The sequence below is a fragment of the Nocardioides taihuensis genome (genome assembly GCF_042657275.1).
Taxonomy (GTDB): domain Bacteria; phylum Actinomycetota; class Actinomycetes; order Propionibacteriales; family Nocardioidaceae; genus Nocardioides; species Nocardioides taihuensis.
The window spans coordinates 122,231-134,248 of record NZ_JBHSKD010000019.1; the positions used below are offsets into that span (position 1 = coordinate 122,231).

At 73.5% G+C, this 12,018-nt stretch carries 8 protein-coding genes; 4 read left to right on the forward strand and 4 right to left on the reverse strand.

All coding sequences use genetic code 11. The features are described 5' to 3' along the window. Positions 1-14: 14 nt before the first annotated feature. Entirely contained in the window at positions 15-1,157 is a 1,143-nt protein-coding gene (locus ACFPGP_RS15810; RefSeq protein ID WP_378591708.1) for an acetate/propionate family kinase, read from the reverse strand. A 29-nt stretch (positions 1,158-1,186) separates the two neighbouring features. Here ACFPGP_RS15810 and ACFPGP_RS15815 point away from each other — a divergent pair, with 29 nt between their 5' ends. Then, positions 1,187-2,533 (forward strand): dipeptidase, encoded by a 1,347-nt coding sequence (locus tag ACFPGP_RS15815; protein WP_378591710.1) that lies wholly within the window; start codon positions 1,187-1,189, stop codon positions 2,531-2,533. Between the two features lie 7 nt (positions 2,534-2,540). Here ACFPGP_RS15815 and ACFPGP_RS15820 read toward each other — a convergent pair whose 3' ends face one another. Continuing rightward, positions 2,541-4,340: a sensor histidine kinase gene (locus ACFPGP_RS15820; RefSeq protein ID WP_378591711.1), complete on the reverse strand. Its 1,800-nt coding sequence runs from the start codon at positions 4,338-4,340 to the stop codon at positions 2,541-2,543. 115 nt (positions 4,341-4,455) lie between these two features. Between ACFPGP_RS15820 and purF the strand changes: the two genes are divergently transcribed. The 3 genes from purF to ACFPGP_RS15835 all read left to right on the forward strand — a co-directional run bounded on the left by purF (position 4,456) and on the right by ACFPGP_RS15835 (position 7,486). Beyond that, complete coding sequence (purF, locus tag ACFPGP_RS15825; protein WP_378591713.1) at positions 4,456-6,009, forward strand: amidophosphoribosyltransferase; 1,554 nt, start codon at positions 4,456-4,458, stop codon at positions 6,007-6,009. A 26-nt stretch (positions 6,010-6,035) separates the two neighbouring features. Continuing rightward, complete coding sequence (gene purM, locus ACFPGP_RS15830; protein ID WP_378591714.1) at positions 6,036-7,163, forward strand: phosphoribosylformylglycinamidine cyclo-ligase; 1,128 nt, start codon at positions 6,036-6,038, stop codon at positions 7,161-7,163. A 134-nt stretch (positions 7,164-7,297) separates the two neighbouring features. After that, the gene (locus tag ACFPGP_RS15835; RefSeq protein ID WP_378591715.1) at positions 7,298-7,486 is read left to right on the forward strand and encodes a DUF3073 domain-containing protein; all 189 of its coding nucleotides are present in this window, start codon (positions 7,298-7,300) and stop codon (positions 7,484-7,486) included. A 63-nt stretch (positions 7,487-7,549) separates the two neighbouring features. Here the strand turns inward: ACFPGP_RS15835 and ACFPGP_RS15840 are convergent, their stop codons facing one another. Then, the gene (locus ACFPGP_RS15840; protein ID WP_378591717.1) at positions 7,550-8,635 is read right to left on the reverse strand and encodes a Glu/Leu/Phe/Val family dehydrogenase; all 1,086 of its coding nucleotides are present in this window, start codon (positions 8,633-8,635) and stop codon (positions 7,550-7,552) included. 203 nt (positions 8,636-8,838) lie between these two features. Continuing rightward, complete coding sequence (locus ACFPGP_RS15845; protein WP_378591718.1) at positions 8,839-12,009, reverse strand: response regulator; 3,171 nt, start codon at positions 12,007-12,009, stop codon at positions 8,839-8,841. Between the last annotated feature and the right edge of the window lie 9 nt (positions 12,010-12,018).

Genomic DNA, 12,018 nt, shown 5'->3' on the forward strand with positions numbered 1-12,018 from the left:
GGTCGGTCCGGGGCTCAGACCAGGGCGGCGACCTGCGCCGCGATCGCCCGCTCCTCGTCCGTCGGCACGACGAGCACCGCGACCCGGGAGGCTTCGGACGAGATGAGCCGCGGGCCGTCGGTGCGCTGCTCGTTGCGGGTCGCGTCGACCTCGACGCCGAGGCGGTCGAGCCCGGCCAGGCTGTCGGCGCGCAGCCGGGGGACGTGCTCGCCGACGCCGCCGGTGAAGGTGATCGCGTCGGCGCCGTCGAGCACGGCGAGGTAGGCGCCGACGTACTTGCGGATCCGGTGGCAGGTCACGTCGTACGCCGTGCGGGCGTCGGCGTCGCCGGCGTCGACCGCGCCCAGCAGGTCGCGGAAGTCGTGGCGGCCGGCGAGGCCCTCGAGCCCGGACCGGTGGTGCAGCAGGTCCTCGAGCGCGTCGGCGTCGAGCGGTCCGCCGTCGTAGTCGCCGTGCCGCAGGAGGTGGAGCACCAGGCCGGGGTCGAGGTCGCCGGCCCGGGTTCCCATCACCAGTCCCTCGAGCGGGGTGAGGCCCATCGAGGTCTCGACCGGCCGACCGCCGCGGATCGCCGCGGCCGAGGCGCCGTTGCCGAGGTGGAGCACCACCTGGTCGACCTCGGCGAGGTCGCGCCCGAGGAAGCGCGCGGCCTGGCCGGCGACCCACGCGTGGCTGGTGCCGTGCGCGCCGTAGCGCCGCAGGTGCTCGCGCCCGGCCACCGCGCGGTCCACGGCGTAGGTCGCCGCGGCGGTCGGCAGGTCGGCGAAGAAGGCGGTGTCGAAGACCGCGACCTGCGCGAGGCCGGGCCACGCGGCGCGGGCGGCCTCGATCCCTGCGGCCGCCGGGGGGTTGTGCAGTGGTGCCAGCCGGGCCAGCTCCCGGATCTCTGCCAGCACGGCGTCGTCCACCACCGTGGCGGTGGTGAAACGAGGCCCGCCGTGCACCACCCGGTGCCCGACGCCGGCAAGGTCGCCGGCGTCGATGCCGGCCTGCGCCAGCCGGTCGGAGACCTCGGCGAACGCGCCGTCCCAGCCGCTCTCGTCGATCCGCTCGACCTTCTCCCGCAGCCGCGACGCGCCGCTGGCGGCGTCCACCACGGCGTACTTCAGCGACGACGATCCGGCGTTGAGCACCAGCACCAACCCGCTTCCGGCCATACCTCCACCGTAGGCATAGGTTGGCCCGCATGAGCGATGACATCCGCGCGAAGGTGCAGGCCCTCCTCCCGGGCCTGCGTCGCGACCTGGAGGACCTGGTCCGCATCGAGTCCGTCAGCGCCGACCCGGCGCGCGCCGCCGAGGTGCAGCGCAGCGCCGAGGCCGTGGCCGAGCTGTTCCGGGCCGAGGGCTTCCCCGAGGTCGACATCGTCAGCGCGAACGGCGGCGGCCCGGCCGTGATCGCCCGCAAGCCCGGGCCCGAGGGCGCCCCCACCGTGCTGCTCTACGCCCACCACGACGTCCAGCCCGAGAACGACCACGCGGACTGGGACTCCCCGCCCTTCGAGCCCACCGAGCGCGGCGACCGCCTCTACGGCCGCGGCGCCGCCGACGACAAGGCCGGCATCGTCGCCCACCTCGGCGCGCTGCGGACCTTCGGCGACGACCTGCCGGTCGGTGTCACGATGTTCATCGAGGGCGAGGAGGAGGTCGGCTCCGACACGCTGCTCCCGCTGCTCGAGGAGCACAGCGAGCGCCTGGCCGCCGACGTCATCGTGATCGCCGACTCGGGCAACTGGGACATCGGCGAGCCCGCCCTCACCACCAGCCTGCGCGGCCTCGTGCGCCTCGACGTCGAGGTGCGCACGCTCACCCACGCCGTCCACTCCGGCATGTGGGGCGGGCTCGTGCCCGACGCGATCATGGCGCTGACACGGCTGCTCGACAGCCTGTGGGACGAGGCCGGCAACGTCGCGGTCCAGGGTCTCCACAGCGGCCCGGCGGCCGACGTCGAGTACCCCGAGGAGCGGTTGCGCGCCGAGTCCGGCGCCGCGCCGGGCGTCCAGTGGGTCGGCGACGGCCCCGTCGTCGAGCGGCTCTGGACCCGGCCCGCGATCACGATCACCGGTCTCGACGCACCTCAGGTCGACGGCGCCTCGAACACCCTGACCCCCGCGGCCCGCGCCAAGATCTCGATGCGGATCGCCCCCGGCGACACCACGGAGAACGCGCTGGCCTGCCTGCAGCGCCACCTCGAGGAGCACGTGCCGTGGGGCGCGACGCTCACGACGACCGTCGTCGACACCGGCGAGGCCACCGCGATCGACGCCACCGGCCCGGCGTACGACGCGGCGCGTGAGGCGTTCACGGAGGCCTGGGACGGCACCGCCCCGGTCGACATGGGCGTCGGCGGCTCGATCCCCTTCATCGCGGAGTTCCTCGAGGCGTTCCCGCAGGCGAGCGTGCTGGTGACCGGCGTCGAGGACCCCGACACCCGCGCCCACGGCGCCAACGAGGGCCTGCACCTCGCGGAGTTCGAGAAGGTCGTGCTCGCCGAGGCGCTGCTGCTGCAGAAGCTCGGGTCGCTCGGCCGCTGACCGGGGCTCAGGCGGCCGAGGTCTCGGGCGCGGCCGGCAGCGTGACGGTGAAGGTGCTGCCCTTGCCGAGGTCGCTCTCGACGTCGATGTGGCCGCCGTGGCGCTCGACGATCCGCTTGACGATGGCCAGCCCGAGGCCGGTGCCGGGCTGCGCGACCGCCTCGGGGTTGGTGGAGCGGAAGAACTCGCGGAACAGCTGCTCCTGGTCGGACTCGGAGATGCCGATGCCCTCGTCGGTGCAGCTGAGCACGACGCAGTCGCCGTCGGCCGCGAGGCGGACGGTGACGGTCTTGAACTCGGGCGTGTACTTGATCGCGTTGCTGAGCAGGTTGGCGCAGACGCGGTCGAGCTCCTCGCGGTCGCCGAGCGCGACGACCGGCTCGTCGGGCGTCTCGACGCGGATCGTCAGCGACTTGCGCTGGGCGCTCACCGCGTTGACGTCGAGCACCTCCTCGAGGACCGCGTGCACGTCGACGGGGACGGGGTCGATCGGGTTGTTGGGGTCGTCGACCGCCGAGAGCAGCAGCAGGTCGTTGATCACCCGGGTCAGGCGCTGGGCGGCGCGGTCCATCGCCGCGAGCGAGCTCAGCGTGATGCCGCTCAGGTCGGGCACCGACTCGAGCATCTCGAGGTGGCCCATGATCGAGGTGAGCGGGTTCTTCAGCTCGTGGGAGACGGTCGCGATCAGCTGCGACTTGTAGTTGTCGAGCGCCCGGAGCTCCTGCACCAGCTCGTGCTCGCGCTCGAAGGTGCGGGCGTTGAGGATCGCCCGGCCGAGGTCGTGGCCGATGTCGAGGGCCGCGGAGAGCTCGACCTCGGTCCAGTCGCGCTGGGCGGCCGACCGGGTGAGCACGAGGTTGCCGAGGCACTCGGTGCCGGCGCCGAGCGGGGCGAAGAGCATCGAGGAGATGTCGATCTCCTCGAGGAACTCCACGATCCGGCGGCGCTCGTCGCGGCCGAGCTGGGCGTTGGCGTCGTCGTCGAGCACGTCGACGACCACGCAGCGCTGCTCGCGCCAGCACATCTCGGCGGCACCCTCGGCGATCGTGACCAGCTCGGGGGGCATGGTGAGGCCGGTGCCCTCGCCGCCGTAGACGTTGCTGGTGCCGCCGCCGTCGTCGAAGGTCTGGATCCACACGCCGGCCGCGCCGAACCCCTCGGTCAGCGCCGACTGCACGCTGGCCAGCAGCGAGTCGAGGCTCAGCTGGGCCGAGGCGCCGCGGACGATGGCGCGCGCGGTGGTGGCCAACCGCATCTGCTCGGCGAGCCGCTGGCGCTCGAGCGCGGTGACGACGGCGCGCCCCGTCTGCGCGGCGTACTTCTCCAGCATGCGGCGCTGCTCGGGGCCGGGGCGCTTGCCGTCGATCGGCAGGTCGATCGCGAGCGTGCCGAGCAGCTCGCCGGTCGAGGAGTGCAGGGGGGCGATGAGCAGGTCGAGCGGGTGCCAGGCGTCGGGGACGTCGAGCGGCTCGATGTCGGGCACCCAGCCGGTCGCCTGGATGTTCTCGCCGAGGCGCTCGTGGGGCACGAACCGCATCAGGCCCCAGTGGTCGGCGTGCTCGAGCTCGGCGAGCAGGGTCTCGATCGAGGTGCTGGTGCCCTTGAGCGCCTCGCGGACCTCGTCGTCGGCCGCGACGGCGACGACCTCGAGCTGGTTGTTGCGCACGACGCTGATGCAGGCGACGCCGAAACCCACCAGCTCCGTCACGCCCTCGGCGATGAGCTGGAGGCCCTGGGTGAACACGGCCTGGGACCAGTCGTCCGGGAACGGCTGGTCAGGCGTGTTGCCCATGGTGTGCTGCGTCATGAGGCCCCTCGGTCGGTCTCCCTCGTCGACCCATCGTACGGTGACGAAAGCCCCACCTGTGCGACTTCCCGGGAGTCTGCGGAGGGGTCGCGAGCCGGCCCTCTAGACTCGCCTCGTGCTCGAACCCTCGCGGTCCCGGCCCCGACGCGTCCCCCGTGGCGACGGGCGGCTCACCGCCGCGCTCGACCCGCACGACCAGGGCCCCCAGGACGCCTGCGGCGTCTTCGGCGTCTGGGCCCCCGGTGAGGACGTCGCCAAGCTCAGCTACTTCGGCCTGTACGCCCTCCAGCACCGCGGTCAGGAGTCCGCCGGGATCGCGGTCAGCAACGGGCGCCAGATCCTGGTCTACAAGGACATGGGCCTGGTCTCGCAGGTCTTCGACGAGACCACGCTCGACTCGCTCAAGGGCCACCTCGCGATCGGGCACTGCCGCTACTCCACGACCGGCGCGAGCACCTGGCAGAACGCCCAGCCGACGTTCCGCCCGACCGGCGACGGGTCGATCGCGCTCGGCCACAACGGCAACCTGATCAACACCCACGACCTCGCCCAGATGGTGGCCGACCTGCCCAGCGACCCCGGGGAGCTCGACCTCCACGCACGCGAGCTCGAGTCGTCGACCAACGACACCGGTCTGGTCACCGCCCTGCTCGCGCACCACCCCGACACCACGCTCGAGCAGCGCGCGCTCGAGGTGCTGCCGCAGCTCAAGGGCGCCTTCTCGTTCGTCTGGATCAACGAGGACACGCTCTACGCCGCGCGCGACCCGCAGGGCATCCGCCCGCTCGTGCTCGGGCGGCTCGAGCGCGGCTGGGTCGTCGCGAGCGAGGACGCCGCCCTGGCGACCGTCGGTGCCTCCGTCGTGCGAGAGGTCGAGCCGGGCGAGCTGCTCGCGATCGACCAGGACGGCCTGCGCAGCCACACCTTCGCCGAGCCCGCCCGCAAGGGCTGCGTCTTCGAGTACGTCTACCTCGCCCGGCCCGACGCGACCATCAGCGGCCGCAGCGTGCACGAGGCGCGGGTGGCGATGGGGCGGCGGCTGGCCCGCGAGTTCCCCGTCGACGCCGACCTGGTGATGCCGGTGCCGGAGTCGGGGACCCCCGCCGCAGCGGGCTACGCCGAGGAGAGCGGGATCCCCTTCGGGCAGGGCTTCGTGAAGAACGCCTACGTCGGCCGCACGTTCATCCAGCCCAGCCAGACGCTGCGGCAGCTCGGCATCCGGCTCAAGCTCAACGCCCTCGAGCACATGATCCGCGGGCGCCGGCTCGTCGTCGTCGACGACTCGATCGTGCGCGGCAACACCCAGCGCGCGCAGGTGCGAATGCTGCGCGAGGCCGGGGCGCTCGAGGTGCACGTGCGGATCTCCAGCCCGCCCGTGAAGTGGCCGTGCTTCTACGGCATCGACTTCGCGACCCGCGCCGAGCTGATCGCCAACGGCCTCGACGAGGCGGAGATCGCCGCCAGCATCGGCGCCGACAGCCTCGGCTACATCTCCCTCGACGGGATGATCGAGGCGACCGGGCAGCCGGAGGACCAGCTCTGCCGGGCCTGCTTCACCGGGGAGTACCCGATCCCGCTGCCCGACGAGAGCCTGCTGGGCAAGCACCTGCTCGAGGTCTCGCTCTCGGCCTCCGCGGGCAAGGCGCTGCCCGTGCTCAACAACCCCTGACCCACCTCCGATCCGCAGGAGCCGACGTGCCCGACCCCGTCCAGCCGCCCGCGCCCGCTGACCAGCCGGGCCAGGGGGCGTACGCCGCCGCCGGCGTCTCGATCGATGCCGCCGACAAGGCGATCGACCTGATGAAGGGCTGGGTGGAGAAGGCCCGTCGTCCCGAGGTGATCGGCGGGCTCGGCGGCTTCGCCGGGCTCTTCGACGCCTCGGCGCTGACCCGCTACGAGCGGCCGCTGCTGGCGACGTCCACCGACGGTGTCGGCACCAAGGTGGCGATCGCGCAGGCGATGGACGTCCACGACACGATCGGGCACGACCTGGTCGGCATGGTCGTCGACGACCTCGTCGTGTGCGGTGCCGAGCCGCTGTTCATGACCGACTACATCGCGACGGGGCGGGTGGTGCCCGAGCGGATCGCCGCCATCGTCAAGGGCATCGCCGAGGCGTGCGTCGAGGCCGGCTGCGCGCTGCTGGGCGGGGAGACCGCCGAGCACCCCGGCCTGCTCGGCCCCGACGAGTACGACGTCGCCGGCGCCACGACCGGCGTGGTCGAGGCCGACCGGCTGCTCGGCCCCGGACGGGTGCGACCGGGCGACGTGGCGATCGCGATCGAGTCGAGCGGCCTGCACTCCAACGGCTACTCGCTGGTGCGGCACGTGCTGCTCGGCTCGCCCGACCACGGCGGCGCCGGCTGGGCGCTCGACCGCGAGGTGCCCGAGCTCGGGCGCACGCTGGGCGAGGAGCTGTTGGTGCCGACCCGCATCTACGCCCGCGCCTGCCTGGCCCTCGCCGCGGAGACCCGCACGCACGCCATGGCGCACGTCACCGGGGGTGGGCTGGCCGCGAACCTGGCCCGCGTGGTGCCGGTGGAGCTCGGCGTACGACTCGACCGGGGGACGTGGACGCCGCCGCCGGTCTTCGACCTCGTGCGCCGCGTGGGCGGGGTGCCCGACGCGGACCTCGAGTCGACGCTCAACTGCGGGGTGGGCATGGTCGCGCTCGTCGAGCCCGACGACGCGGACGCGGCGATCGCGCTGCTGGACGGCTTCGGCATGCGTGCCTGGCCGGCCGGCGAGGTGCACGTCGCGGGCGAGGAGAGCGGGCTCGGCGCCGGCGAGGTGGCGCTCTCCGGGCGGCACCCGGGCTGGTAGGTCACGTCCTCGGACCCAATCCGGGAGGTGATGTGCGGGAACAGCCACCGAACAGGTAGCGTTAGGATCACGATAACTTTTGGTCAGACCGGGTGCCACGGAGCCCCGGCCGATGTTGCGAGGGGGTCGACCCTATGGGGCGCGGCCGAGCCAAGGCGAAGCAGACCAAGGTCGCGCGCGACCTGAAGTACCGCACTCACGAGACGGACTTCGGGGCACTGGCGCGCGAGCTGCACGGTGAGGAGGGCGCGCCGGACTCCGACGACGCCGAGGCGGACGACTCCGACGAGTGGTCCGACTACGCCGGCCCGCGACGCGACTGATCCGCTGACGCGCGAACGCCGCCTGCCGAGGCAGGCGGCGTCGTCGCGCGTCGGGAGCTCCGGTCAGCTCGGCAGCCAGATGCCGCGCAGGCGACCGACCTCCTGCATCCGGCGCTCGGCCAGCCGGTCCGCGGCGACCGCCGGCGGCACCGACTCCGCCGCGGCGAGCTCGAAGACCTTCCGCGTGGTCTCGAAGATCCCCGACGCCCGCTGCTGGGCCCGCTCGAAGGAGAAGCCCTCGAGCTCGTCGGCGACCTGGATCAGCCCGCCGGCGTTCACGCAGTAGTCGGGGGCGTAGAGGATCCCGCGCTCCTCGAGCGCCTTCTCCACACCCGGGTGGGCCAGCTGGTTGTTCGCCGCGCCGCACACCACCGTCGCCGTCAGCGTCTCGACCACCTCGTCGGTCAGCGCCCCGCCGAGGGCGCACGGCGCGTAGACGTCGATCCCCGAGGCGACGAGCTCGTCGGCCGAGGCCACCTCGCGCACGTCGGGCAGCTCCTCACGCACCCGCGCGACCGCGGCGGCGCTCACGTCGGTGACCACGACCGTGGCGCCGTCCTCGACCAGGTGCCGCGCCAGGTGCCGCCCGACCTTGCCGACGCCGGCGATGCCGACCGTGCGGCCGGCCACGGTGGGCTCCCCCCAGACCCGCTCGGCGGCCGCCCGCATGCCCTGGAACACGCCGAACGCCGTGAGCACCGAGCTGTCGCCCGCGCCGCCGTGGGCGACGGTGCGGCCGGTGACGAAGTCGCACTCGCGGGCGACGTCGTCCATGTCCTCCGAGAACGTGCCGACGTCGCACGCCGTGAAGTAGCGACCGCCCAGCGACTGCACGAAGCGGCCGTAGGCCCGCAGCAGGGCCTCGGACTTCAGCGTCGCCGGATCACCGATGATCACGGCCTTGCCGCCGCCGAGGTCGAGCCCGGCGAGCGCGGCCTTGTAGGACATGCCGCGCGAGAGGTTGAGGACGTCGACCACGGCGTCCGCGGTCGAGGCGTAGGGGTAGAAGCGGGTCCCGCCGAGGGCCGGACCCAGGGCGGTGGAGTGGATCGCGACGATGGCCCGGAGGCCGGTGGCGGCGTCGTTGCAGAAGACGACCTGCTCGTGCCCGGAGGCCAGGTCGAGGACGTCCGCGTCGTGGGGAGGCATGGGCGCCTGCTTTCGTGGGTCGTGCCACGCGGGTGGGTGGCGTGCGGTTCCGGCCGCAGGGGTGGCGCGTCCGGACCTCCAGACTAGGACTCCGGAGCGTCGTCCGGCTGTCAAGGTCGGATAGTCCCCGACGAGTTGGCCCCCCTACCGATCGGTAACCCGACCATCTCGTCGGGGACTGCCGCGCCAAGCCGCCGCCGGGCTCAGCCGCCGCGGTGCTCCTTGAGGGCGCGCAGGCCGTCGAAGAGGGCGGCTTCGAGGCGGGCGAGGAGCTCGTCGGCGCCGCGGGTGGTGCCGCCGTCGCCGAGCAGCTCGAGGCGGTCGGCAGCGTTCGCGACGCGGGGGAGACCGATGTTCGCGGCGCTGCCCTTGAGCCGGTGGGACGCCGTCACCAGGGCGTCGGGGTCGCCCGCCGCGATGGCGTCGCGGATCGCGGCCACGTGACCGTCCGCGCCGGCCATGAAGTTGCCCGAGCTGCGGTCGAACAGGCTGACGCCGTCCTTGACCAGCTCCTCGAGCTCACCGACCCGGTGCCGGTCGAGGACGGGCAGCCCGTCCTCGTCGAACGTCGCGCCCGGGGCCTCCTCGTGCGTCTCGCCCGTGGGGTCGCGCAGCCACCGGCTGACGACCGCGCGCACGCGGTCGGCCTCGACCGGCTTGGTCAGGAAGTCGTCCATGCCCGCCGCCAGGCAGCGCTCGCGCTCGCCCTCGGTGGCCGAGGCGGTCATCGCGATGATCGGCACGCGGACGCCCTCGGGCTCGGCGGCCCGCACCCGGCGGGTGGCGTCGTACCCGTCGAGGCGCGGCATCCGGCAGTCCATGAGGACGGCGGCGTAGCCGTGGTCCCCGGTCAGCGCGGCGACGGCCTCGACGCCGTCGATGACCACGTCGACCTCGCAGCCGAGGTTCTCCAGCAGGCCGATCGCGACCAGCTGGTTGACGTCGTTGTCCTCGACGACCAGCACGCGGAGGCCGGCGATCGAGGCCCCCTCCTCGTCGGGAGCGACCGCGGGGGTCGGCGCCGGTGTCAACGCTGCCTCGAGTGCGGCGTGCAGCTCGGAGTGGCGCACCGGCTTGGGCAGGGTGCGGGTGATGCCCGCGGTGGCGGCCGCTGCCGTGGCGGTGGCGACGTGGTGGCCGGGCACCAGGAGCAGGCGGCGCGGCGCCTCGCCGGCGCTGGCGTCCATGGCCCGCGAGAGCGAGAGGCCGTCCCCGTCGGGGAGCGACAGGTTGATCAGGGCCACGTCGAACGTCGTGTGCTCGTCCATCGCGGCCAGCGCCTCCTCGACCGAGCCGACGAGCACGGTGCGGATGCCCCACGCCGCGAGCCGGTCGCCGAGGCTGACCCTGCTGGTCGCGTTGTCGTCGACCACCAGCGCCCGGCGGCCGCGCAGCAGGGTCACGTCGTCGATCGGGGTCGGCGACTGACCGCGCTCGAAGGTCGCGGAGAAGCGGAAGGCCGAGCCCGCGCCCGGGGTGCTCTCGACCTCGACCTCGCCGCCGAGCGCCTCGATCAGGCGCGCCGAGATGGCCAGGCCGAGCCCGGTGCCTCCCTGCTGGCGGGTGGTCGAGGGGTCGGCCATCGTGAACGCCTCGAAGAGCCGCGACTGCAGGCCGGGGTCCATGCCGACGCCGGAGTCGACGACGTCGACCTTGAGGCTGATCTGCTCGCCGTCCTCGGCCAGCAGGTGACCGCGGATCGACACCTCGCCGGCGTCGGTGAACTTGATCGCGTTGGAGCCGAGGTTGGTCAGCACCTGGCGCAGGCGCGTCGCGTCGCCGCGGAGCCGCCGCGGGACGTCGGGGTCGCAGGCGACGACGAGCTCGAGGCCCTTGTCGTGCGCGGCGGTGCTGAGCTCGGCGGCCGCGGCCTCGAAGACGTCGCGGACGTCGAAGTCCGCGGCCTTGAGCTCGAGCTTGCCGGCCTCGATCAGCGAGAAGTCGAGGATGTCGTTGATGATCGCAAGGAGCGTGAAGCCGGCCTGCTTGAGCCCCTCGGTCAGCCGGAGCTGGTGGGCGTCGAGCCGGGTCTGGAGCAGCAGGTCGTTGAGGCCGATCACGCCGTTCATCGGGGTGCGGATCTCGTGGCTCATCATCGCCAGGAACTCCGACTTGAGCCGCGAGGCCTCCATCGCCTGGTCTCGCGCCTCGGCGAGGTCGCGGGCGCTGCGCTCGCGGTGTGCCACGTGTGCGAGCTGGGCCGAGATCTGGTCGATCAGTGCCCGCGCGTGGTCGTCGATCGGTGACTCGTCGGCGAGCAACTCCACGACGCACTCGACCTCGTCCTCGACGACGACGGGGATCGCGACCAGCGTGTGGGTCGACTCGAGCCCCGGGCACGGCGTCTCCTCCACCGACCGGTTCGCGGCCGACAGCGCGGCCAGCCCGAGGTCGGGGTCCGGCAGGCCGGCCGCGGTGGTGAGGTCGACGACGCGGTGGCCCTCGCCCTCGGTGAGGAACGCGGCGACGGCGTGCCAGGTGCTGTACGCCGGCAGCCCGACGCGGGCCAGCTCGAGCGCCTCCTGGAGGCTGTTGGTCTGGTTGGCGGCGGTGGCCATCGCCTGCAGCAGGTGCAGCCGGCGGTTCGCCTCGGCGGCCAGCTGGTCGGCCAGCACCAGGTCGGTGACGTCCTGGACCGTGCCCTCCATCCGCTCGGGCTCGCCGGGCCGTCCGCCCTCGACGGTGCCGAGGCCGCTCACCCAGCGCACGTTGCCGTCCGGCTGCACGACCCGGCCCTCCCAGGCGAAGTCGCTGGCGGCGTCGACGCCGGCGCGGACCTCGGTGTCGACCCGCTCGCGGTCGTCGGGGTGCAGGCAGTCGAGGAAGCGCTCGTAGGTCGGCTCGAACGACTGCGGCGCCGCGCCGACGATCCGGAACATCTGGTCCGACCACGAGATGCGGCCCGACTGGGTGTCCCACTCCCAGCTGCCGATGTTGGCGAGGCGCTGGGCGGTCACGAGCTGGTGCCGGCTGGCCTCGAGCGTCTCCGCGAGGCCGCCCTGGCCGTGGCGCGGCGTCATCCGCAGCAGCCAGTCGGTGCGGCGGCCGTCGTCCCCGCGCACGGGGGAGACGCTGGCCTCGACCCGCAGGGGGGTGCCGTCCGTGCGACCCAGCACGAGCTCGACCTGGTCGATGCCGTCGGCGTGCTCGGGCGCCTCGGAGAGGCGGGCCAGGAAGCCGTGCAGCTCGGCGCGGCCGGCGTCGTCGTACGCCACGTCGAGGAGGCCGGTCGTCGCCATCTCCTCGGGGGTGCGACCCAGGAGCTCGGCCGTGCGCGCGTTGGTGTACGTCGTGCGGCCGGCGTCGTCGAACGCCCAGAAGCCGTCACGGCTCGCCGCGATGAGCGAGCGCGCGGGGTCTGAGCGGCTTTCCATGGATCCTCC